The organism is Streptomyces sp. YKOK-I1 (assembly GCF_054660435.1).
The window spans coordinates 9,968,515-9,991,761 of record NZ_BAAGDR010000001.1 but is presented as its reverse complement, the minus strand read 5'-3'; the positions used below and the strand labels follow the sequence as shown (position 1 = coordinate 9,991,761).

General features: G+C 70.3%; 19 protein-coding genes and 1 pseudogene. 9 read left to right on the top strand and 11 right to left on the bottom strand.

Going from position 1 to position 23,247, the window contains the following annotated elements; all coding sequences use genetic code 11:
- Window positions 1–52 precede the first annotated feature (52 nt).
- Window positions 53–901, bottom strand: coding sequence for an alpha/beta hydrolase (locus ACYQ8Q_RS44355; protein WP_460073065.1), 849 nt, complete (start codon window positions 899–901; stop codon window positions 53–55).
- 299 nt (window positions 902–1,200) lie between these two features.
- Between ACYQ8Q_RS44355 and ACYQ8Q_RS44350 the strand changes: the two genes are divergently transcribed.
- The 5 genes from ACYQ8Q_RS44350 (at window position 1,201) to ACYQ8Q_RS44330 (ending at window position 6,877) form a co-directional block, all read left to right on the top strand.
- Window positions 1,201–2,574 (top strand): tyrosine-type recombinase/integrase, encoded by a 1,374-nt coding sequence (locus ACYQ8Q_RS44350; protein WP_460073063.1) that lies wholly within the window; start codon window positions 1,201–1,203, stop codon window positions 2,572–2,574.
- A 104-nt stretch (window positions 2,575–2,678) separates the two neighbouring features.
- Entirely contained in the window at window positions 2,679–3,914 is a 1,236-nt protein-coding gene (locus ACYQ8Q_RS44345) for a hypothetical protein (protein ID WP_460073061.1), read from the top strand.
- Window positions 3,915–3,942: 28 nt separating this feature from the next.
- Window positions 3,943–4,389, top strand: a complete 447-nt coding sequence (locus tag ACYQ8Q_RS44340; protein WP_460073060.1) for a hypothetical protein — start codon at window positions 3,943–3,945, stop codon at window positions 4,387–4,389.
- Complete coding sequence (locus ACYQ8Q_RS44335) at window positions 4,386–6,470, top strand: hypothetical protein (protein WP_460073058.1); 2,085 nt, start codon at window positions 4,386–4,388, stop codon at window positions 6,468–6,470. Before ACYQ8Q_RS44340 ends, ACYQ8Q_RS44335 begins: the two co-directional genes overlap by 4 nt.
- Window positions 6,467–6,877, top strand: coding sequence for a hypothetical protein (locus ACYQ8Q_RS44330; RefSeq protein WP_460073056.1), 411 nt, complete (start codon window positions 6,467–6,469; stop codon window positions 6,875–6,877). The genes ACYQ8Q_RS44335 and ACYQ8Q_RS44330 overlap by 4 nt, the downstream gene beginning before the upstream one ends.
- 44 nt (window positions 6,878–6,921) lie before the next feature.
- Here ACYQ8Q_RS44330 and ACYQ8Q_RS44325 read toward each other — a convergent pair whose 3' ends face one another.
- The 3 genes from ACYQ8Q_RS44325 to ACYQ8Q_RS44315 all read right to left on the bottom strand — a co-directional run bounded on the left by ACYQ8Q_RS44325 (window position 6,922) and on the right by ACYQ8Q_RS44315 (window position 11,086).
- Window positions 6,922–8,217, bottom strand: coding sequence for an amidohydrolase family protein (locus tag ACYQ8Q_RS44325; RefSeq protein WP_460073054.1), 1,296 nt, complete (start codon window positions 8,215–8,217; stop codon window positions 6,922–6,924).
- 128 nt (window positions 8,218–8,345) lie between these two features.
- Window positions 8,346–9,773: an amino acid permease gene (locus ACYQ8Q_RS44320; protein WP_460073052.1), complete on the bottom strand. Its 1,428-nt coding sequence runs from the start codon at window positions 9,771–9,773 to the stop codon at window positions 8,346–8,348.
- 128 nt (window positions 9,774–9,901) lie between these two features.
- The gene (locus tag ACYQ8Q_RS44315; RefSeq protein ID WP_460073050.1) at window positions 9,902–11,086 is read right to left on the bottom strand and encodes a trans-sulfuration enzyme family protein; all 1,185 of its coding nucleotides are present in this window, start codon (window positions 11,084–11,086) and stop codon (window positions 9,902–9,904) included.
- Window positions 11,087–11,237: 151 nt separating this feature from the next.
- On the opposite strand from ACYQ8Q_RS44315, the gene ACYQ8Q_RS44310 reads away from it, so the two are divergent.
- Entirely contained in the window at window positions 11,238–11,684 is a 447-nt protein-coding gene (locus tag ACYQ8Q_RS44310; protein ID WP_460073048.1) for an Lrp/AsnC family transcriptional regulator, read from the top strand.
- Window positions 11,685–11,691: 7 nt separating this feature from the next.
- Here ACYQ8Q_RS44310 and ACYQ8Q_RS44305 read toward each other — a convergent pair whose 3' ends face one another.
- Both ACYQ8Q_RS44305 and ACYQ8Q_RS44300 read right to left on the bottom strand, forming a co-directional pair.
- On the bottom strand, window positions 11,692–12,534 hold the full coding sequence (locus ACYQ8Q_RS44305) for a PhzF family phenazine biosynthesis protein (protein WP_460073046.1): 843 nt from the start codon (window positions 12,532–12,534) through the stop codon (window positions 11,692–11,694).
- 149 nt (window positions 12,535–12,683) lie between these two features.
- Entirely contained in the window at window positions 12,684–14,300 is a 1,617-nt protein-coding gene (locus ACYQ8Q_RS44300) for an amidohydrolase (RefSeq protein ID WP_460073044.1), read from the bottom strand.
- 144 nt (window positions 14,301–14,444) lie between these two features.
- Between ACYQ8Q_RS44300 and ACYQ8Q_RS44295 the strand changes: the two genes are divergently transcribed.
- Complete coding sequence (locus ACYQ8Q_RS44295; protein WP_460073043.1) at window positions 14,445–15,404, top strand: Lrp/AsnC family transcriptional regulator; 960 nt, start codon at window positions 14,445–14,447, stop codon at window positions 15,402–15,404.
- 612 nt (window positions 15,405–16,016) lie between these two features.
- Here ACYQ8Q_RS44295 and ACYQ8Q_RS44290 read toward each other — a convergent pair.
- Entirely contained in the window at window positions 16,017–16,784 is a 768-nt protein-coding gene (locus ACYQ8Q_RS44290; protein WP_460073041.1) for an SDR family NAD(P)-dependent oxidoreductase, read from the bottom strand.
- Between the two features lie 133 nt (window positions 16,785–16,917).
- On the opposite strand from ACYQ8Q_RS44290, the gene ACYQ8Q_RS44285 reads away from it, so the two are divergent.
- Together ACYQ8Q_RS44285 and ACYQ8Q_RS44280 are read left to right on the top strand one after the other, a co-directional pair.
- Entirely contained in the window at window positions 16,918–17,592 is a 675-nt protein-coding gene (locus tag ACYQ8Q_RS44285; protein WP_460073040.1) for a TetR family transcriptional regulator, read from the top strand.
- 28 nt (window positions 17,593–17,620) lie between these two features.
- Complete coding sequence (locus ACYQ8Q_RS44280; RefSeq protein ID WP_460073038.1) at window positions 17,621–18,289, top strand: NAD(P)H-binding protein; 669 nt, start codon at window positions 17,621–17,623, stop codon at window positions 18,287–18,289.
- 834 nt (window positions 18,290–19,123) lie between these two features.
- Here the strand turns inward: ACYQ8Q_RS44280 and ACYQ8Q_RS44275 are convergent.
- The 4 genes and pseudogenes from ACYQ8Q_RS44275 to ACYQ8Q_RS44260 all read right to left on the bottom strand — a co-directional run.
- A pseudogene (locus ACYQ8Q_RS44275) lies at window positions 19,124–19,324 on the bottom strand (IS256 family transposase); the annotation flags it as partial.
- A gap of 20 nt (window positions 19,325–19,344) precedes the next feature.
- Entirely contained in the window at window positions 19,345–19,737 is a 393-nt protein-coding gene (locus ACYQ8Q_RS44270; RefSeq protein ID WP_460073037.1) for an SRPBCC family protein, read from the bottom strand.
- Between the two features lie 106 nt (window positions 19,738–19,843).
- A complete protein-coding gene (locus ACYQ8Q_RS44265; protein ID WP_460073035.1) occupies window positions 19,844–21,100 on the bottom strand; it encodes an MFS transporter in 1,257 nt (418 codons plus the stop codon).
- Window positions 21,101–22,071: 971 nt separating this feature from the next.
- Complete coding sequence (locus ACYQ8Q_RS44260; protein ID WP_460073033.1) at window positions 22,072–23,238, bottom strand: acyl-CoA dehydrogenase family protein; 1,167 nt, start codon at window positions 23,236–23,238, stop codon at window positions 22,072–22,074.
- Window positions 23,239–23,247: the final 9 nt, after the last annotated feature.

Genomic DNA, 23,247 nt, shown 5'->3' with positions numbered 1-23,247 from the left:
CTCAAACGGTTTGGGTGCAGCTCGGATGGAGTAGTCGTTCGGGCGGGTTTCGTCAGGTCGTGGCTGAGCGCCACAGCCAGCGGAGCGCATCGGGGAGCAGGACTCCGCCGTGGTTGGGGCTGTGGCCGCCGTCGCCGAGGACGAGACGGAAGTCGTAGCCTGCTTCCGCGAGAGCGGCTGCCACACGCAGATTGCCGGCGAGCCAGTTCCTTTCGGGCCCGTTCCAGTTGAGGTCGCGGTGGCCTGCTTGCATGAAGATGCGCAGCGGTTTGCGGGGGGCGTCGGGGATCAGGGCAGGGTACGGGTTTCCGTTCGGCATCTGAGTGAAGCTGGAGAGGTAACAGATGACTCGCCGGAACTTGTCCGGGCGCATCCACGCAGCCGTGAAGGCGCAGTTGCCGCCGCTGCTGCCACCGCAGATGCCCCATTGGCCGGGGTCCTCGGCGATCGAGTAGCGCCGTGTGACCTGGGGGATGATCTCAGTCAGGAGAAAGGTGACGTAGCGGTCGTCGAAGGCGTCGTACTCGGCGTTGCGGTTCTTCGGTTGTTCGGTGTTCTTGAGGACGCCGGGGTCGACGAAGACGCCGATGGTGACCGGGATCTCGCCGCGGTGGATGAGGTTGTCCAACACGATGGCGCCGCGGACCTGTCCGTCCGGGTCCAGGTACCACCATCCGTCCTGGAACACCATCAGCGACGCGGGTTCGGAGGGGTCGTATCGCGCGGGCACATGAACCCAGTACCGCCTCGTGGTGCCGGGGTAGATCGTGCTCCCGCACCAGTCGAACTCCACGGTCGAGCCGGCGGGGACACCCGGCTGTATGTCCGAATCGGGCCCGTAGGCGTAGTGAACGTCTTGCTGGTCGATGGGGAGCGGACGAAAGGGCAGCTCGATGGTCACGTCCGCACCCTAGGGATGTTGTCCGATCGTCTCAAAGGAATTGTGTACTGGAGAGGCGTTCGTGCTCGCGGGCGGCTGGGTGCCGGACGGGTGTCGAAGACACAGGCCACGGTCGCCATCCGCCTTCGGTTATGCGCTGTTGAGCTGTCCACGCGCTATCGTCCACCGTCATGTCGATCACGGGTTGGCGGGTGCATTTCACTCGTCGAGACCCGGCGTGGCCACGCGAAGAGACCCCGTTCATGCGGGAGTTCAGCGGTGTGTTCGCCGGACTCGATCAAGGGCTTGACGATCTGGGTGTGCCTGAGGGGCAGCCGTTCCTGATCAGTCCGGCGGGTGGGTACGACGTGGCGCTGAACCGGTACTTCTCGGTGTGGCTCGGGTCGTCACCGTGGAACACCCAGGCCGCCCATGCCCGGGATCTGCGTACGTACTTCGACGTCCTGTGGTTCGCACGAGGCCGGCGCGACTGGCGTCATGCGAGCGTCGACGACCGGACGGCGTACGAGTGGTGGCGTCGTCGCGACGAGCTTGGACCTCGTCTGGAGGACACCAGCTGGGACCGGGAGGTGTCCACGGTGAACCAGTTCTACCTGTGGGCGATCGAGCAGGACCTCGTTAGGGCCAATCCCATTCGCCAGCGCACGGCTGCGGTCTGGTCGCCTTGGCGGGGAGGGGTGGGCGGCGGCATGGTGCGGCAGGTTCCGGCCGAGTCGTCGCACGCGGGGTCGCGGCGGGAGGTGAAATGGCTGCCGCCGAGGTCGTACCGGCTGTGGCGCAATGTCGGGTTGTGCGGCTTCGACGCGAAGGAGATGCCGAGGCGCGGTTTTCGCGGGAGGTGGGCGGCGCGGAACGCGGCGTACGCGGACTCGATGGTCCGCACGGGGCTGAGGTCGTGCGAGCACTCGGCGCTGACGGTGTTCGAGCTGCCGGAGCTGCCGCCTTCGGCGTCCGGGATCGTCAACGCGCGGGCGGTGCTGCCGCACGCGATCTCCAAGGGAAGATCGGGGCGGGCGGTGTACTGGCCGGTGTCGGTGCTGCGGGACGTGCGCGACTACATGGAGTGGGACCCGGCCGAGATGCTCGACTACGGCCGTGCACGCGGCTTCTGCCGCCCGGCGCGCCGGTCGCTGCTGGTGGAGGACCCGTCCGTGCCCCGGGTGCGGATGGGTGGCCGGTGGGTACCGGTGGCCCGCCTGGACGCGGAGGAGCGGCGCCAGCTGCTGGTGGCGACGGCGGATGGTGGGTGGGAGCCAGCGATGGTGTGGCTGAACCAGTGGGGTCGGCCGATGACGATGTCCGGGTGGAAGCAGGTCTTCGCCGACGCCAACGCACGGTGCCGTGCCCGGGGCGTGGATGTCGGGGCGACGCCGCACATGCTGCGGCATTCGTATGCGGTGATCACCCTGGAGCTGTTGTGGCGTGGGCATCTGCAGGCGCTGGGCGAGATGAACGAGCGGCAGCGGCTGACGTATCAGCGGGTGTTCGGTGATCCGCTGAACTGGGTGCGGATCAGGCTCGGTCACCGATCGGTGACGACCACGGCGCTCTACCTGCACACTTTGCAGGAGCTGGAGATGCGCACCCGACTGGAGCTGGTGCCGGAGGGGGCGTGGGAGCCGGTGGGCTTCAGCGAGGAGGGCTGGCTGGAGCGGTCGGCGGTGGCCGCGTGAGCCGGCCGTGGCCGCGCGCGGGCCGTGGCCGTGCGGCGGCCGTGCCCGAAGGCTTCTATGAACCGCCCCCGGCGGTGGAGTTACCCGAGGACGGCGGGGCGCCGATGGTGCGATTCACCGGCGAGGACGGCCGCGAGCGCGTGTTCCGGTTCGATCGGTTGCCGCTTGCCGGGATGCACCGGGACTTTGCACACGCGCTGGGGGTACGGATCGGGCCCGGCGGCGGGCGCCGCACGCAGCGGGCGGCGAGCAGCCAGTGGCAGACCATCAGGCGATTCCTGCTGCTCCTGGACCAGCTTGAGATCCCGCCGCGACGGGTGGAGGAGCTGCGGGTGCGTCACCTGGATCGGTACCTGATGGCCCAGCGGCAGACGTGCGGGGAGAAGTCCGCCCGCCGCAACCTCCAAGACCTGCTGCGGATCGTGCGCGCCCTGCCCGGCCAGGACCGGCTGAACGGCGCCGTGGCGGACTACGCCGGGCGGCCTGGGCACGGCGTGGATGCCCAGCAGTCCGTCCGGCCGGGATACTCCGATCGCGAGTTCCAGGCCATCATGGCCGCCGCCCGCTCGGACGTGGCGGCCATCCGCGACCGGATCGCGGCGGGCGAGCACCTCCTGCGGCGCTTCCTCGACCACGCCGAGGACCTGTCGGCCGACGAGCGGGAGCAGGGGGCGCGGCTGGAGGCGATGGCGGCGGCGGGCCGAGTCCAGGTGGACTACCGGGGGCTGCCGGTGGGCGAGTGTCCCGCGGCCTGCTATGCGCAGGCCCGGAAGTTGTTCGTCGTCGACCCCGACCTTGCCCCGCTGCTCATCTACGCGGCCGGGCTGAGCGGGCGCAACCCGGAGACGCTCAAGGAACTGCCCGCCGAGCACCGGGTGCTAGAGGAACGGGCCGTGGCGGTCACGCTGACCAAGCGCCGCCGGGGCAAGGCCAACTCCCGTACGACGGTGCACTGGAGCGTCGATACGGAGCGGGAGCTGCGCACGATGGGCGGCTTCTACCTGCTGCTGCACAGGATGATGGGCCGCAGCCGGGCGCTTTCCGGGACCGGCTCGGTGTGGTCGATTTGGGCGGGCAACGGCCGCGGCAGCGTCCGCAACGCCGCCACCGGCGGGCACATCGGTCCGTTCGATGCCGAGCTGGCCCGCAAGCTGAAGCTCGGGGCGTGGGCCGAGCGCCACGGCCTGCTCGGCGGCGACGGCAAGCCGCTGCAGATGATGGTGACGCGCATCAAGAAGACCGTGGAGGTGCGGACGGCGAAGCAGGTCGGCGGGCATCTGCCGTCCGCGCGGGTGACGAACACGGCGGACACCTTCCTTCACCCACTACCTGCGAGATGACCCGTTCATCGCCGAGTGGGCGGCCGATGTGCTCACGGAGGCGATCACCGACGCCGAGGAGAGCGCCCGCGCGGTCGTCGTCCGCCTCGGTGGCGGATCGCTCGCCGCCGTGCCGGATCAGGTGCGCGAGCAAGCGGCCTCGGGCGACCTCGACACGCTGGCCTGCGCGTGCACGGACATCGAGCACTCACCGGACGGAGGGCGCTGCCAGCAGTCGTTCCTGGCCTGCTTCGGCTGCCCCAACGCCCTCGTGCTGGAGCGGCATCTGCCCGCCCTGCTCGCGCTGGCCGAAGCCCTGCACGACTACCTCCAGCGGAGGGACGTCGCCCAGTGGACGGCCCGGTACGGGGCGACCTGGCAGATCCTCACCCGCGACATCCTGCCCCGCTTCAACCCCGCACAGCGCGCTGCCGCCCAGGAGACCCTGCCCCATCTGATGCTCGACCTCCTGGAAGGGCCGACCCAGTGGTCATGACACACGCGGCCCAAGAGCCCGCACCCCGGGCCGCCGTGTCCGCGGACGCCCTGGTTCTGGCCACGCGCCCGCTGCGCTCCGAGACCCGGCTGGAGGAAACCTCCAGGTACGGCGACGACGTGTGGACGCTGACGCCGGCGTGGCTGCGCGCGGACCGCAAGCCGCTCCGCCTCGACTTCGCCCTCGTTCCGCCCGCGCACCGGGATACCGCCAAACTGCTGTTCTACGCCCTGCTGATCGAGGACACCCCGCCCGGCGAAGCGCCGATCACGATCTCCAGCATCCGCGCCTACTACACGTGCGTACGCCACTTCCTGACGTGGGCGCAGGGCCGCGGGCTCACGCTGACCGAGCTGGCCGGCGAGGACCTGGACGCCTACCATCGCGACCTGACGGGACTACGGCTGTCGATCAGCGTGGTGTACCGCCGCCGCCGTGCCGTTCGGATGCTGTGGGCCTACCGCTCGCGCCTCGCCGACCCTCTCGGGCAGGACCCGCTGCGGCGCTCCCTGTGGCAGGCATGGGCGCGGGCTGACCCGCGCCGGTACGACGAGAACGTCACCGACCGTATCCCCGAGCACGTCATGGGCCCTTTGCTGAGCTGGGCGCTGCGCTGGGTGGACGACTTCGCTGACGACGTACTCGCGGCCCGGGCCGAACGCGACAGCATCGACGCCCGCGCGCCTGTTTCCCCCGATCCGCTGGCGGCCCTTGAGACCGTCCTGGACGACTTCCGCCGACATGGACAGCCGCTGCCCGCGGCACCCGCCCATCAGGCGACCGGGCGGCGCGGCGGGGAGGAGCTCGCGAACTTCACCCATCTCGCACGGCTCGCCGGTCATCCGCGGTGCCGGTACGACAAGGTCCAGCCCCGTCGGCTGATCGAGGAGGCGGCCCGCGACCTCGGCGTGGACACCGACTCCCCACTCCAGCACCCCGTCCAGGCCCATCTGGACGGGCAGCGCCGACTGGAGAGGATCTCGTACTACGACGTCGGCCAGTACGAGCGGCTGCTGCAGGTGTCCTGCTGGATCGTCATCGCCTACCTCTCCGGCCTGCGCGACTCCGAGATCAAACACCTGCGCCGCGGCTGCGTGAGCTCGCAACGGGACGCCGACGGCCGGATCTACCGCCACCGCCTGCACGGACTGGCCTTCAAGGGCGAAGGCGTCCACGGCGCAGCCGCCACCTGGATCGTCACCGCCCCCGTCGCCCGGGCCGTCGCCGTCCTCGAACGCTGCCAGCCAGCCGACGAGCCCTACCTGTTCGCGCACCCCCTCAAGTCGGCCAACCACCAGCGCCACCACATCGCCGGACGCGTGCGGACCAGCGCCACCACCATCAAGGACATCACCGCCCTGGCCAAGTGGATCAACACCTACTGTGCTGTCCACGCGCGCACGGATTCGATCCCCGAAGCCGGAGGGCGCCTGGCGCACCTGACGACCCGCAAGTTTCGCCGCACCCTGGCCTGGTTCATCGCGCGCCGTCCCGGCGGCACCATTGCCGGCGCCCTGCAGTACCGCCACCAGCGCATCCAGATGTTCGAGGGCTACGCCGGCACCAGCGACTCCGGCTTCCGCGACGAGGTCGAGGCCGAAGAAGCCTTCGCCCGCGGCCAATTCCTCGCCGAGTTGGGCGCCGACGATGACCGGCCGGCTCTGACCGGACCAGCTGGCGCGGAGGCCGAAGCCCGGCTGGCCGAGCTCGCCCGCCAGACCGTCTTCGACGGCCAGGTCGTCACCGACGAAGCCCGCCTGCGCCGCATCCTGGCCCGTCACGACACCCGCCTGTACCCAGGCACCTTCATCACCTGCGTCTACAACCCCGACCGTGCCCTGTGCCGCACTTCCGCAGGTGCCGCCGATCAGCCCGTCATGGCTGACTGCCAGCCGCTGGCCTGCCGCAACACCGCCCTCACCTCCGCCAACCGGCAGGCGATGGCCGATCACCTCGCCCGGCTCGAAGACGCCCTGGCCGACCGCGACCGCCTCGCCCCCTACGTCCACCACCGTCTTGAGGAACAGCACCACGCCACAGCCGCGTTCCTCACCCGCCACACCCCGCAGGCTGCCGAGTGAAACGTGCCCTGCCCGATGCCGACACCGTCAAAGCTGCCATCGACACCGTCCTGGCGGAGGCCGCCACTCGCGGACGGCGCCCCACCGTGACCGCGATCGAGCGGCTCCTCGGCATCCCGCACGCCACCTTCCACCGGCACTACGCCGACCTGATCGACACACACTTCCGGCCCGGCATCCCCCAGCCCGCACCACACCAGGCCACCACCGCGTCCCCCGCCCCCGGCACGCGCGCAGACGACAACCTGTCCCGTCTGCGTCGGGAGAACACCGACCTGCGCCGTACCCTCGCCCTGTATGAGGAGGCCATCCGCCAGCTGACCCTCGAAAACGACGCCCTGCGAAGCGGCGCCACCGTTGTGCCCCTGCCCTCCCGGAGCCGGACCATACCGAAATCACCGTCCTGAGCTGCGACCGTCGGGAGGTGCTCGACGTACCGGACGAAGGACAGTTACGTCGATGCCAGACCTGGGCGCCATGTGCCGTCGAGCGGGATGCCGGCGGCGGCCGCGATCCGGTTGCGTGATGCGAGCAGCCGGGTCCGCAGCGCCGCCAGGTCCACGTCCACCAGTACGCCGTCGCGTTTGACCACGTGGCCGGCGGCGAGGACAGTGTCGACCAGGCCGGGGTGGCCGGCGCTGACGATGGTGGCGGCGGGGTCGGTGACCGGGAAGACGGTCAGGTCGTCGGTGCGCAGGAGGATGATGTCGGCGTCCTTGCCGGGTGTGAGGCTGCCGGTTTGTGCGTCGAGTCCGCAGGAGGCGGCGGCGTCGATGGTGGTGAAGGCCAGCAGGTCGCGGGAGCGCAGGCCGCCGTTGAGGCCGCGCTGCACGGCGAAGGCGGTGCGCATGGTGGAGAATATGTCGCCGCCGGCCGAGGGGACGTCGTCGACGGAGAGGGTCGGGCGCAGGCCGGCGGCCAGCGTCCGGCCGGTCATCGGCCAGCCGAAGCCCATCTTCAGTTCGACGTCCGGGCTGATCGACAGCGAGCTGCCCGCGTCGGCGAGCATCCGCAGTTCTTCGTCGCTGAGCCCGTTGCCGTGCACGAACGTGGTGGTGTCCCGCAGCAGGCCGTGCTTGCGCAGATCGGCGACGGCCCCGCCGACGAGGTCCACGTGCAGGCTGGTGCGCAGGCCGAGTTCGGCGGCCAGCTCCAGTTCCCAGGCGACGGTGTCCATGTCGGTGGCCTCGGGGCCGCGCAGTCCGAGCGCCATGGTGACCGGGCCGTCCCCGAGCAGGTCGGAGCGGACCCGGCGGACGGCGGCGCCGACGGGGTCGGAGGTGCCCCATCCGGCGCCGAGGCAGAAGATCGACCGTCCCGGTGCGTCCCGCAGCGCGGCGACGGCGGCGTCCTCGTGCTCGGGGGTCTGGGCGACGTGGTACCAGTCGAGCATGGTGGTGACGCCGGAGTGCAGGGCCTCCAGGCGGCCGAGGAGGGTGCCCGCGTAGACGTCCTCGGGCTGGTAGTGGGGTTTGAGCGTGCCGTGCATGGCCGCCGCCCACTGGGGGAAGGTCCAGTCCGCGCCGACGCCCCGGAATGCGGTCTGCCAGGTGTGGCGGTGGTTGTCGACGAAGCCGGGCATGACGATTCGGTCGGTCGAGTCGATCACCTCGGCGGCGTCCGGCGTGTCGATGCGTTCGGCCACTGCGACGATCACACCGTCTTCGATGAGCACGTCGCCGCGGGTGAGGTCGCCGAGGGCCGGGTCCATGGTGACCACGGTGCCGCCGGTGAGCAGGGTCTTCATCGGGTGAACTCCTTCGCAGACGCCTTGGGATGGGAGGGATGAGGGATGGGGATGGTTCAAGGTGGTGTGGTGGTGACCGGGGCGGGCTCTGCTCGCGGGGTCCGCAGATCGGTGGCAGGCGGGCCGGTTCAGCCGCGGGCGGTCGGGTTCTTCTGCCGCAGGTAGCCGATGAGGGAGAGGGCGAGCGCCAGGCCGCCGGTGGAGTACAGCTGCACGCGGGTCTCCGCCTGACGGGCCATGAGGGCCAGGATCGCCCCTACTCCGGCCAGCGCCACCCAGGTCAGGACCGGGAACGCCCACATCTTCGCGACCAGCTTCCCGGGCGCCTCGCGCTCCAGCCGTCGGCGCATGCGCAGCTGGGCGGCGGCGATGAAGCCCCATACCACCAGCACGGCCGCGCCGACCGTGTTGAGCAGCCAGGCGAAGACGGTCTGCGGCCACCAGTAGCTGAGCAGGACCGCGAGGAAGCCGAAGCCGGACGAGGCGATCACCGCGCGGCGCGGCACTCCTCCGGAAACCTTGCCGAGGGCTTTCGGGCCCTGTCCGCGGGAGGTCAGGGAGTACGCCATGCGGGAGGAGCCGTAGATGTTGGCGTTCATCGCCGACAGCAGGGCGATCAGCACGATCACCTTCATGAGTTGGCCGGCGGCGGGGATGTCGAGGTGGTCCAGGACCGCCACGTAGGGGCCGTCGGCGGTGACGGCGGGGTCGCTCCAGGGGATCAGTGTGACGATGACCAGCATCGAGCCGACGTAGAAGACGGCGATGCGCCACATCGCGGTGCGTACGGCGGTGGCGACGCCCCGTACCGGGTGTTCGGACTCGGCGGCGGCGATGGTGACCGTCTCCAGGCCGCCGTAGGCGAAGACCGAGGTGAGCAGGCCGATGACCAGGCCGTTGATGCCGTGGGGCAGGAAGCCGCCGTCCCCGGTGAGGTTGGCGGCGCCCGGGGCGTCCGTGCCCGGCAGGATGCCAAGGATGGCGAGGCCGCCGAGCGCCAGGAAGAGGGAGATCGCGGCGACCTTCAGGGCCGCGAACCAGAACTCGAACTCGCCGAAGTTGCCCACCGCCGCGAGGTTCGTGCCGCAGAAGGCAGTCATGAACAGCAGGACCCACATCCAGGACGAGGTCTGCGGGAACCAGCCGGTCATGATGGACGCGGCGCCGATCGCCTCGGCGGCGACGCCCACGCACAGTAGCGTCCAGAACATCCAGCCGGCGGTGAAGCCCGCCCAGGGCCCGATGGCCCGCTCGGCGTGCACCGAGAACGATCCGGAGGCGGGGTTGGCGGCCGACATCTCGCCGAGCATGCGCATCACGAGCATGACGAGCACGCCGGAGAGGGCGTAGGCGACGACGATCGAGGGACCGGCCGCCGCGATACCGGCGCCGGAGCCGACGAACAGGCCCGCGCCGATGACACCGCCGAGGGCGATCATCGACAGATGACGCTGCTTGAGCCCGCGGGAGAGCGGGGTGCCGCTGCGGGGCGCGTCGGCGGCGGTGTCGTGGGCGGGCTTGGGGCCGGCGCGGCGAGGGTTGTGCGGGTGAGACATGGAGGTGCACCTCTTCGTTGAGCTGCTGGACTCTCAGGGGGGGCTGGGCGGGACGAAACTCGCGCCGGTCACGTGTGTGCACGGTGGAGGGGGGCGCCGCGGCGCGCGACCGGCGCTCTCGCGGTAGTTCAGGCGTTCGCCGACGGTGTGTGTACGGCGTCGGCGGCGGCGAGCACGTCGGCGACCAGGTCGGCGGTGTCCTCCGTGCCTGCGGCCAGCCGGACCAGGCCCAGCGGGACCGACTCGGCTATCTGGTCCTCGCTGAGCATCCCGCGCCACATGGACGCCGGGTGCACGGCCAGCGATTCCACCCCGCCGAGGCTGGCCGACCGCAGGAAGTAGCGCAGCTTCCCGAGGAAGGCATCGGCCGCCTCGAAACCGCCGGTGAACTCGATGCCGAGGGCCCCGCCGAAACCGCTCATCTGACGGGCCGCCAGCGTGTGCTGCGGGTGGGTCGCAAGGCCCGGATAGTGCACCTTCGCCACGGCCGGATGCTCACTCAGCGCCTCGGCGAGGGCGAGGCCGTTGGCGTTGTGCCGGGGAACCCGCAGCGGCAGGGTGCGCATGCCGCGCAGCAGCAGCCACGCATCGATCGGGCCGAGGGTGGCGCCGGTGAGCAGGCCGACGTCCCAGATCCGGTCCAGGAGTTCGGCCGGTCCGGCGATCACTCCGGCGGAGACGTCGGAGTGGCCGTTGAGGTACTTGGTCGCGCTGTGCCAGACCAGGTCGATACCGAAGTCCGCCGGACGCGAGTTCAGCGGGGTGGCGAAGGTGTTGTCCGCCAAGGTCAGCACGTCGTGTGCGCGGGCCAGCTCCGCGACGGCGCGCAGGTCGGTGATCTGCAGCAGCGGATTGCTCGGGGACTCCACCAGGATCAGGCGGGTCTGGGGGGTCAGGGCCTTGGCGAACGCCTCCGGGTCGGTCTGGTCCACCTGGGTGGTGGACACTCCCAGGCGCGGCAGCAGGTTCATGAGCACCGAGCCCGTGCCGCCGTAGGTGGACTTCTGCCCGATGACGTGGTCGCCGGCGGACACCAGGGCCAGCACGGCGGTGGTGAGCGCGGCCATCCCGGACGCGGTGACCATCGCGGCCTCGGTGCCCTCCAGTTCGGCGACGACGGCCGCGGCCTGGGCGTGGTTGGGGTTGCCGAAGCGGGTGTAGAAGTCCTTGCCCCGCGGTTCGACGGCGCCCCGCGCGAACGTCTCGCCGTCCTCCGCCGAGAACGCCGCCGTCTGGTAGATGGGCGGTGCCACGGCGCGGCTGGGGTGGATCTCGCGGTCGGCGTGGACGGTGATGGTGCTGCTGCCCGGCATGGCTGCCCTCCGTGGACGTCGGTACGACACCATGAAGCGTTGCCGACCATCGCCCCGATGTGGGCCGATCAAGGCAACTTTGGCAGCATGTTGCGCGGAGAGAAGACATGGGATTGTGGTACTCAAGCCATCAGCGCAATAATCTGCTGCCATGGATGAGGTGGACCGGTCGATCCTGGCCGTGCTCGAACAGAACGGCCGGATCAGCAACAACGAGCTGGCCGCCCGGGTCGGGCTGTCGCCGTCGCCGTGCCTGCGGCGCGTGCGGCAACTGGAGGAGGCCGGGGTCATTCGCGGCTACCGGGCGCTGGTCGATCCCGCCGCGGTCGGCCGCGGCCTGCGGGTCTTCGCCGGAGTCCGGCTGATGCGGCACACCCGCGCGGACGTGATCGCGTTCGAGCGCGGGATCACCCAGTTGCCCGAGGTGGTCGCCTGCCACCACATCACCGGCAACTTCGACTATCTCCTCCAGGTCGAGGTGGCCGGCCTGCCCGCTTACGAGGACTTCCACGCCAACCAGCTGGCGGCCCTGCCCGGGGTGGCCACAGTGACCAGCTACGTCACCATGAAGACGCTCTCTCCCGACCCCGCCCCGTGACGGGTGGTCAGAGAGTGATGGCACCGCGGATACGGATGACGGCGGCGCCGCTGACCCAGACAGTGCCGTCCGCATCGGCGGCGACCTCGATGCGCGCGGCCCGTCCCAGCCTCGCACCCTGGGAGACCCGGTAGTGGGAGGGCGCGGCGCCGGTGGAGGTGAGCCACTGCCCGACACCGGCGTTCATGCTGCCGCACGCGGGATCCTCCGGCACACCCGCGCCCGGGGCGAACGTGCGCAACTCGAAGGCGTACTCGGCCCCCGCGGGGTAGGCGCCGATCGCGCCGACCATCGCGTCCGGGACGAGGGAGAGGTCGGGTTCCAGGGCGAGGACCTCCTCGGCCGTGGCCAGCTGGATCACGGCCCAGCCGGGACCGTTGTCGACCCACTGATGAGCCACGACCCGCTCCCGTGTGATGCCGAACGCGGCCACGATCCGATCCAGATACGTGTCGTCCAGCGCACCCTCATGCACACGGGGAGGCGCTGCGAAGGACAGCGTGTCCTCGCCGCGGCGCACGGTGACCAGGCCCGCCGCGCATTCCTGCACGATGCGGTCGGCGACGCGCGGTGTGCCGCCGCCGTCCAGCCAGGCGCGGGCGGAGCCGAGGGTGGGGTGCCCGGCGAACGGCAGCTCGCCTCCCGGGGTGAAGATCCGCAGCCGGTAGTCCGCCTCCGGGACGGTGGGAGGCAGGACGAACGTGGTCTCGGACAGATTCGTCCACCGCGCCAGCCGCTGCATCTCCTCCCCGGTCAGGTCCGTCCCGTCCAGAACGACCGCAACCGGGTTGCCGGAGTAGGGGCTCGTGGAGAACACGTCGACCTGCACGAACGAACGGGTACGCGGCATGGTCATCGGCACCTCTCGGTAGCTGCGGCGGGTTTCGCATCCAGCCCCCTTGGCGGAAGCAGGACCATCCCAGCGGTGCCGGCACGGTGGCGACAGGGCCAGTCGCCACAAAGTGGATCGACTGGCCCTGTCGTGAGGAGGGGGCGTGTTCACCGGGTGGCGGGTGTGACCTGGAGGCCGCCGACGAAGGTGTGGGTGGGGTTCAGGTCGCGCAGGGTGTCGCTCGGGCAGTGCGCCGGGTCCTGGTCCCAGACGGTGAAGTCGGCGAGGCGACCGGGGGTGAGAGTGCCGCGCAGATGCTCCTCGCCGGTCAGCCGGGCGGCGCCCGCGGTGTGCAGGGTGAGGGCCTCGTCGTAGGTGATGGCGTGTTCGGGGCCCTTGACGCCGATGACAGTCTGCCGGGTGGTCATGCCCCACACCGAGCGCATGGCCCCGAACTGGCCGACGGGGAAGTCGGATCCGGCGCTCACCTGGGCGCCCAGGTCGATCCAGCCGCGGGCGGGGAAGAGGCGGGCGACGCGTTCCGGGCCCCAGAAGCCCTCCTCGACCTCGGCGGTGTCGTGCAGCAGCGGCTGCTGAATGGTGACGGGGATGCCCAACGCGACGGCGCGGGCCTGCTGTTCGGGTCCGGCCAGGCCGCCGTGCTCCATGACCAGCGTGCCGGCGGGCAGACCGGGGTTGTGGGCGAGGACGCGCTCGTAGACATCCAGGAGAGTGCGCACCGCGCGGTCGCCGTAGGCGTGGGTGCCGACCCGCCACCCGCGCCGGACCACCGCATCGACCGCCTCGACCAGCGCGTCCGGCTCCCAGATCAGCATCCCGGAGAAGGCGTGGTCGCGTGCGTACGGCTCCTCGGTCGCCCCGGCCTCCAGGCCGCCGTCGAGGCCGAACTTCACCCCCCATACCCGCAGCCACGGGTCGGAGGTGTCACGCCACTCCTCCATGACGTCGAGCAGGTCCTCCACCTGGGCGGCGCTGGTCAGTCCGAGCGCCGAGATCAGCGCCCGCACCCGGGTGCTGAGTGCTCCCGCCTCACGGGCGGCCAGGAGCACCGCGTAGTCCTCGGGGGTGACCGCGCAGTCGCGCACGGTCCCGATGCCCGTGGCGGCGTAGTCGCGGCTGGCCAGGCGCAGGCCGTCGATGCGCTCGGTCCGGTCCGGGGCGGGGACCAGATGCTCCACCAGGTGCAGGGCGTTGTCGATCAGCCGGCCGTCCAGTCGGCCGTCGGCGCCGCGGCCGATGGTGCCACCCGGCGGTACGGGGGTGTCCTCGGTGATGCCCGCCAGCCGCAGCGCGTAGGTGTTGACGATGTCGTTGTGGCCGCCGCGCTTGACCAGGACCGGGTGCCGGTCGGTGGCCGTGTCGAGTTCGGCCGCGGTGGGCATGCGGCGCTCGGCCAGGTTGAGTTCCTGCCAGTTGGTGGTGGTGCGGATCCACTCGCCCTCGGGGGTGACGGCGGCCCGCTGCCGGATCAGGTCAAGGAACTCGGGGATGTTCCGGGCCCGGTGGACGGGGACGTCGTGGGCACCGAGCGCCGCGAAGATCAAGTGGGTGTGGGTGTCGTCGAACGCGGGCAGCACGGTCGCGCCGGGCAGGTCGTGCACCGTCGTTGCCTCGCTCACCAGGTGGTCAAGGCCGTGGGGGTCGGCTGAGACGGCGACGATACGGTCGCCGCGCACGGCCAGGGCCCGCTGCACAGCCTGACCGGGCACCAGGGTGTGCACCGCGTCGGCGCGGATCAGCAGGTCGGCTCCGTGATCAGTCATCGTCTTCTCCCTCATCTCGCGGGTGCCGGATCCGAACGGATCGTTCGGTGACGAGACCGTTGTAGGCAGAACGCGAAGAATCACTGCCAATCAGAAGGTTTGCGAGCAGAAAACACGCCAGATGTTCGGCCTATCATGCAGATCATGAGACAGGTGCTCGATGAGATCGATCGGCGAATCGCGGCAGCGCTGGTCGCCTCGCCGCGTGCCTCCTGGCGTGAGGCGGCCCGCTGTCTGGGCCTCTCCGAGCGGACCGTCGTACGCCGTGTGGCCCTCCTCTACGCCGACGGCACCCTGCGCGCGACCGTCGTACGCAACCCGGCACGCTTCCCACACCTGATCCCCGTCGCCCTGCGCATCCGCTGCCGCCCCAACAAGATCCGTCAGGTCGCCCAGGCGCTGGCCCGCCGCAGCGACACCGTCTGGGTCGACATCCTCGGGGGCGGCGACGAGATCTCCACGATCTTCTTCCTGGAGGGACAGGAAGCACGCAACAACCTGCTGCTGCGCGACCTGCCCGCCACCGACGCCGTCGGCACCTGGACCGCACACGCCCTGCTCCGCGTCTTCCCCACAGCGTTCCGCTGGACCGCCGGTCTCCTCACACCCCGAGAACTGGCCGACCTCGTCCCCGAGCCCGCGTACCCGGAACCGTCCTACACGCCTCTCGACGTCGACAGCGCGCTGATCGCAGGGCTGACCGAGGACGGCCGGGCCACCTACACGGACCTGGCCCGCCGCGCCGGCACCACCGCGCTCACCGCCCGCCGACGCATCGAAGCTCTCGTCAACGGCCAGGTGCTGCGCCTGGCCACCGAACTCGATCTCGCACTGCTCGGCGCGCAGACCGAGGCGTTGCTGTGGATCGCCGTACAGCCTGGCGCACTGCAGGAGACCGCGCACACGCTGAGCACCCACCCGCACGTCCGGTTCTGCGCCGCCACCACCGGCCCCGCCAACCTGGTCGTCGCTGTCGCCGCCGCGAACCTCGACGCCCTGTACACCTTCCTCACCGACACCGTCGGCCCCCTCGCCGGAGTCACCGCCATCGACACCACCCCGTTGCTGGCGACCGTCAAACGCACCGGCCTGATCCGCCACTGACAACTGCAACGCGCCCGCGCATACGATGTGAACTCGCCGTCAGATCAGCCCATCCACATTGAGTGGTGTGCATCGTGAAAACTGCACGTCAGTGGACCTGGTGTGCGTAGGCGTCGGGAGGCTCGGGCAGGTCCGGGGCGGTAGTCCATTGACAAGATCGTCTGTCAGCGGGCGACTTCCCGGTTCATCAGTACCAGCAGTGCCCGCACCAGCGCGGTCGCCCACCTCGGATTCGTGCGGACCTTGCCGGGGCGCCAGTTCTTCGGATGGGCGAAGCCGGGGACCGCACCGCAGCGAGTGCCTTGTGGTGCACTGCGGACACGGACTTACTCATGGGCCGCCATGCGACATGCCGGACGCGTTCCAGCGCATGGCGGCGAAGCCGCCGCCGACCCACTTCGAGCGGGGACAGGTGGACAGACCGCCGAACCGATCCGGGCCGGACGACCCCATCGTTGCGACAACCGATCGGGCTGGTGCCGGTGGCCGAAGGTCTGTTGGTGCGGTTTGTGTGAGTTTGCTGGTCGGGCCCGTCGCGGTGGGTGTCCGCGACGGGCCTTGCCTTGTCCCGCGGTTGGGGTGGCTGGCATGCGGGTGGCGCATGCGTGGGGGTTACTTGGCCTGGAAGCCGCCGTCGATGTTGAGGATCGTGCCGGCGACGAAGGAGGACTCTTCGGACAGGAGCCAGCGGATGCCCGCGGCGATCTCCTGGGGCAGGCCCATGCGGCCCATCGGATGCATCGCGGTGATGGTGTCCTCGTCGTACTGACCGAGCGAGATGGAGTTGGCGATGATGTCGGTCTTGATCGCGCCGGGGGCGACCGCGTTCACGCGAACGCCCTGGGAGGAGTACTCCAGGCCCGCGGTCTTGGTCAGGCCGACGACCGCGTGCTTGGTGGCCGCGTACGGGCCGCTCCACGGGATGCCGTTGAGGCCGGCGATGGAGGCCAGGTTGACGATGGTGCCCCCGTGGCCGCCGGCGAGCATCTCCTGGATCTCGCGCTGCAGGCACAGGAACAGGCCCATCACGTTCGTGGACAGCATCTCCTGGAACTTCACCGGGTCGGCGTCGGCGATCGCGGCGGTCTCGTTGGCCAGACCGGCGTTGTTGACCGCGTGGTCCAGGCGGCCGTAGTCGGCCAGGACCGAGTCGAACAGGGCCTTGATGCTCTCCGGCGAGTCCATGTCCGCCACCACGAACGAGGCACTGCCGCCGTCCTTGGTCAGCTCCTCGACCGCCCGCGCACCCACGTCCGCACGCCGCCCGCTCAGGACGACATGCACGCCGTCCGCGACCAGCAGCCGCGCGGTCTCCTTGCCGATGCCCGTCGCACCGCCGGTGATGACTGCAACCTTCTTGTCGCTCTTGTTGCTGCTCATGATGTGGATCTCCTCTGGGAATCGCTTACGCACGTACCACCCCGACCCCTTAACGGACCGGCGGTCTCTTGAGATAAAACATAAAAGACCGGCGGTCCGATGTCAACAGACCGACGGTCTGTAGAATGAGGTCATGACAACCTTTCAACGTGCTCGCAGCGATGAGCAGCGGGAGATCCGCCGGCAGGCGATCCTGGACACCACGGCCGCGATGCTCGACGAGATGCCGGTCGCCGAGGTCAGCCTCAACGAGCTGAGCCGACGCGTCGGCCTGGCCAAATCCAACGTTCTGCGCTACTTCGAATCGCGCGAGGCCATCCTGCTGGAGCTGCTGGACAGCGCGTGGAAACAGTGGACGGCCGAACTGCCCGACCGGCTCGCTGCCGGAATCGACCCCGGCCACCCGGTGGGCCGGCGTGGCGACGCGTTCGCGGCCGTGTTCACCCACTCCCTTGCGGAGCACCGGGTGCTGTGCGACCTGCTCAGCGCGCAGGCCGGCGTCCTGGAGCACAACGTGTCCGCGGAGGTCGCCGCCCGGTACAAGAAGGCGGCCATCGGCAATGTCGTCGCGCTGGCCGATCTGGCGCGACAGTACCTGCCCGAACTGGGCGACGGGGCGGAGCAGCTCAGCGCGCAGGTCTACATGGTGGCCGGCGCCGTCTGGACCCACGCCCGGCCCTCCCCCGGCATGCTCGCCGCCTACGACACGGACCCGTCCCTGGCTGCGCTACGCATGGACTTCACCTCCTCCCTGCAGGAGATGGTGGCCACCCTCATCACCGGCACCCTCGCCCGTACGGCGCCCTGACCGCCGCCTCACCCCACTGGGAGCAACCATGCGCGTGGCCGTCTTCGGAGCGTCCGGAATGGTGGGGCAGGGCGTGCTGCGCGCCTGCCTCCTGGAGCAGAGCGTCGACCAGGTCCTGCTCGTCGTACGCACGCCTCTGAACGTCGAAGACCCGAAAGTCCGGGAGGTCGTGCACACGGACTTCGGCGACTTCACCGCGATCCAGGGTGAGTTGGAGGGGCTGGACGCCTGCTTCTTCTGCCTGGGCATCTCTTCGTCCGGCCGCGACGAGGAGGAGTACACCCGGATTACGCACGACTACACGCTGGCCGCCGCCCGAGCCGTGAGCGCGAACAACCCCGCGCTGACCTTCACCTATGTGTCGGGGGAGGGGACCGACAGCACCGAGTCGGGCCGTTCCATGTGGGCGCGGGTCAAGGGCCGAACGGAGAACGAGCTGTTGGCGATGCCCTTCCACGCCTACATGTTCCGGCCCGGCTACATCCAGCCGCGCCACGGCGCCGTCTCCAGGACAGCCTCCTATCGCCTGGCGTACCGGCTCACATCGTGGCTCTATCCCGTATTGCACCGACTGGCCCCCAGGCACATGACCACCACCGAGCATCTGGGACGCGCGATGATCGCTGTTGTGAGTCTCAAGGGCACTGGCCCTTCGGTGCTGTACAGCCCGGAGATCAACCGGCTCGGTGCCGCGTGACACGGAAGGCGTGAGAACCCGTCTTTGAACCTCAAGATCGATGACAGCCGATGCGGCCGATCCCCACCAGGGCCAATGAGCGCTCAGTGTGGCCTGCACTGCGTGCGGTCTTCTGCGCCACGACATAGGCACCACCACCGCTGCCCCCGCAATGAGCACTCATTGGGGATCCACGGCAGAGATCCCTCAACGGGCACTTGGCACTGGACAACGGACAACAACAAACCCTGTCCATAATTCCAGTTCGGTTTCTCGCCCGGCGCGAGCCGAGCGCGGTGGCCCCCGGCAGTTTTCCCGGCGGCCCGGCGGGTGGCCTCCCGCGGGGCCACCGGGCGCATGACCAAGCCCTTGCCGAGCGCCTTCCCGCAGCGGCGTCATCCCGTCGAGTGTCGGCCCGGCCCCGCGGCACAGCGGCCGGCGGAAGAGCGGGGACCAGAGATGACTCCGAGGAGGCCGATGTCGCCAAGGAGGGTGCCGTCCTTCTGCGAGAAGCCGACGGACGGGGCGGTGGGGATGCTACTGCCGTGGCGGTCGGGCCGGCGGTGCCGCCCGGGAGCACCGCCGACGCAACGGCGACCGCGAACGGACCCTGAGCAATGATCAGTTCGCCCAGCACCATGTCCAGGCGGCGGGGCCGGCCGCGGTTGCGGTTGCCGCCGGTCAGGGTGGCGGCGAGCGGGATGCCCGTGGTGTCGGTGATCAGGTGGTGTTTGCAGCACGTCCCGCCCGCCCCGGTCGACGGGGCTTTCGTCCGGTCTTGGATCCGGGTTCCGCCGTGCGTGCGAAGCAGGAATCACCGGTCGCGGCCTGCGCAAGGACGGCCCTGGGCGGCCTCAGGGCCCGGTCGCGGAAGGCGGCGAGGCCTGTCGCCGAGGTCACCGCAGATCCGGGAGACCTCGCCCCTGGAGGTGCCGGGGTACGAACCAAGGGCTTTGACCGGGTCGTTGACGGGAAGGTGTCGGCGCGGAGCTTGGGGATCGCGCGTCCCAAGTCGCCGCCCTGGATGGTCAGGGTCCCTTCGCGGTGGCCGTTGCGCCGGTGCTTCCGACCGCGGCTCAGTGAGCGGCGAAGTACGCGGCGATGCCCTCGATCCCCGCACCGACGGCGCGCTCGACGATGGGCGCGAGCCCCTCGGGCAGGATCTCCTGGCTGTAGATCACCCGCGAACCGTCGCCGTCAGGGAGTACGTCGAGGGTGCCCAGGTGGAACTCGACGGGCAGGGGCAGACCTTCGACGAAGCGGTACTGAAAGCGCCGCAGTGCGTCGTCCTTGGTCACGATGCGGGACTTCAACTGCCCTTCGGACGTACGCAGATGGCGGTACTCCCCGTCGAAGTGAGCCTCCTGCACGGCCGGGAACCACTCCGGGATCCTGGTCACGTCGGTGAGGACGGCCCAGACCTGGTCGGGGTCCTGCGTCATTCGGGTGTCGAATCGGAACGTCGCCACAGCGGTCTCCTCATAGGCATGCATATGACAGGGGTGGGAAAGGCGGTGACAGCCCGTGCGGCGGGCGGGCCTCGCGGTCCGTCCGCCCGCGGGTGCGGTAAGCCGGTCATACCTGTGGGGACTCCGCCACCTGCGCGGTGCCGCGCGTGGCGAGCCAGAGGCCGGCGGCCACCACCGCGGTGACCAGGGCGAGGACGCCGACGGCCGTGGCGAGGCCGCCGACCGCGGAACCGGCCGCGATCAGCACGAGCGGGCAGAGGAACTGGCCGAGGAAGAACGCCGCCGTCCACAGGCCGGTGCCGCGACCGCGGTCGGCGTAGTCGAGCCGGTTCATTCCCGAGGTCAGCAGTGAGGGCAGCAGCAGACCGGTGCCGACGCAGTTGAGGACCGCTCCGACGATCAGGACCACGGGCGTGCCGGCCAGCGCCATCACCACGAACCCGGTCGCGCACAGGGCGAGGACCACGGGCAGCCGCTGCTCCGGACGGCCGGTCAGCCGGGTGAAGACCAGACACCCGGCGACGGTCGCCGCACTGGCCAGAGCGGTCGCCAGGCCGATGACGCCGCTGGACTCGACGCCCAGGTCGTCCAGGAGGTACGCCGTCTCCACCGGGACCGTGTAGAAGACGATGCCGCCGAAGACCGACAGCGCGCAGATGCCGGCCATCTTCCGCCAGGGGAAGGGGCGCGGTTCGTCCGCGGCCACCTCGTGGGCGACGGAGGCGTCCTTCGGGGTGGGCCGGGGCAGGAACGCGGCCATCGCGGGAGCCAGCAGCAGGCCGACGGCGTACAGCCAGAACGGGGCGCGCCAGCCGGCCGAGCCCATCGCGCCGCCGATCACGAAGAACGCGGTCGCGGAGGCGGTGCCGCAGACGGTCTGCAGGGCCAGGTAGCGGTCCCGGGTGCGGCCCGTGTAGTAGTCGCCGATCAGGGTGGTGCAGCAGGTCATGATGGCGGCCTCGCAGACGCCGACCAGGGCGCGGCTCGCCACGATGGCGCCGAGCGAGTCCAGCCACAGCGGTGCGGTGCCGAACACGGAGTACAGGACGGCGCCGACGACCAGCAGCCGCTTGCGTCCCAGCCGGTCGATGATGACGCCCGCGAAGGGGGCCAGCAGGGCGAGGGCGAACGCCGGGGCCGACAGGACGATGGGGACCAGGGCCTTGGCGCCCGCCACGTCCTCGAAATGGTCCTGCATCTTCGGCAGCACCGGGGCGAGGAGGACCGCGCCGAGTATCGGCAGACAGCTACCCGCCATCAGCAGGAACACCAGCAGCGGCCCCCGGCCCTCGGCACCGCCGCCGGGTCTGGCGGCCACGTCGTCCGGGGACGGGGAGGAGGGCGGTGAAACGAATCCGGGCATGCGGAACCTCCAGAACGGCAGGGTCGAGGTGCGCGACCGTGCCGCCGCCGTAGGCGTGCCACGTCGGGGCTTCGCTGCACCGAGGGGAAGGCGCCCGGAGCGGCAGGCGCCGGGCGACTGGGACGACTATGGGGCAGCGTTTCCGCTGTGCCTAGTCCCCTCGTCAACGGAGTCTCCGATGACGTTCATCCAGGCTGTGGATCGCCCCAGCCAGGCGCGATGCGGGTGCCGACGGGGTTGCTGGCACGCCCGGGCGGGCGTGTGATCAGGCCGGATTGTGGCCGATGAAGAACTCGCGGAACCGGTCCGTTCGGTACGGAGCACGTCGAACACCGGGATCGGACACGGGACACTCGCGCCCTTCGCTGGTGGGTGCCGGCGACCGCCTCCCGCCAGCCGGACATCGCTCGTACGTCGGCGTCCGTGAGATGGCCAGTCACGCCGTCGGCTCCGCGAAGGAGCACGAGCGCTGGTGGAACGGCCCGCCCTTCTCAGCCAGTCCGACCGTGACGCCCCGCAGGTGGCGGGCGTACACAACGTGATGTCCTGGCCGGCGATTCCAGCAACGCATCGACGGCGGGGCCGCGGTAGGCCAGAAAGGTGCCGAGGTCGGCGAGTGGGTCGCCGAGAGTTGAACGGCGCACCCGTCACCGTCGGGTCCGTGCGGTGGGCGACGGTGTCCGGCACGGCCAGCCCCCTGTCACGGAGGGCGGACCTCACCCGGAATTCGCGCCCGACGTCGTGCCCCGAGGGGGTGAGCGAGGCAGGCGAGATGGGATCGGCCTCCGTGCAGCACCGTCGCTGCCGGCGGTCCTTGGCGGCCCGGAACGTTCGCGTCGAACCAGCGGCTCAGAGCCCCCGGTCGGAGGCCCGGCGGATCGGCCGTGTCGGTGACGGGGGCCGAGTGGATCGTCATGGCGTGGCCTCCACCGTGTCGAGGCGTCCGATGCGCTGAAGGTCGGGGCTTCGCGTCATCGCCCGGTCTCCGCCCCCGTGGCCAGATCGCGGCCGATGATCTCCTTCATGATCTCGGTGGTTCCGCCGTAGACGGTCTGGATGCGCGAGTCGAGGAAAGCGCGCGCGACGGGGTACTCCTTCATATAGCCGTAGCCGCCGTGGAGTTGGAGGCAGCGATCCACCGTCCTCGTCTGGAGCTCGGTGGCCCACCACTTCGCCTTGGCCGCGTCGACGGCGGTGAGGGTGCCTTCGTTGAGTGCCTCGATCGCCCGGTCGAGGTAGACGCGCGTGATGTCGGCCTGGGTGGTCAGCTCGGCCAAGAGGAAGCGGCTGTGCTGGAAGTCCGCCACCGGGCGACCGAACGCGGTGCGCTCGGTGCAGTACGCCAGGGTCTGTTCCAGCACGGTCTCGGTGACGCACTGGGCCGTCACTGCTATGGCCATGCGCTCGCGCGGCAGCCGCTCCATGAGGTGCATGAAGCCCCGCCCCTCAGTGCCCAGAAGGTTGGTCTGCGGGACACGGACGGAGTCGAAGAACAGCTCGGCGGTGTCCTGTGCCTGCAGGCCGATCTTGTCGAGCTGACGGCCGCGGGTGAAGCCGGGCATGCCGCGTTCGACGACGAACAGACTCATGCCGCGTGCCCCGGCAGCGGGGTCCGTGCGGGCCAGCACGATGACCAGATCGGACAGGATGCCGCTGGTGATGAAGGTCTTGGCGCCATCGAGCACCCAGTCGTCACCGTCGCGGACGGCAGTGGTGCGGATGCCCTGGAGGTCGCTGCCGGCGCCGGGCTCGGTCATGGCGATGGCGGTGATGGTCTCGCCCGTGCAGACGCCGGGCACCCAGCGCCGCTTCTGTTCCTCGCTGCCGAGGTCCAGGAGGTACGGCAGCACGATGTCGTCCTGGACGCTGAATCCCGAGCCGAGGGACGCCGCACCCACCCTGGCGAACTCCTCCATCATCACGCTGCGGTAGCGGAAGTCCTCCTCTCCCCCTCCGCCGTACTCCTCGGGCGCGGCGAGCCCGAGCAGACCCTGCTTCCCCGCGGCCGTCCACACGCCCCGGCCGATGAGGTGATCGGCGTCCCATCGATCCTGGTGCGGGACGACCTCCCGCGCGACGAACTCCCGTACGACGTCACGGAAGTCCTCGTGGTCCTGGTCGTAGAGTGTGCGCTCCACTGTCTTGCT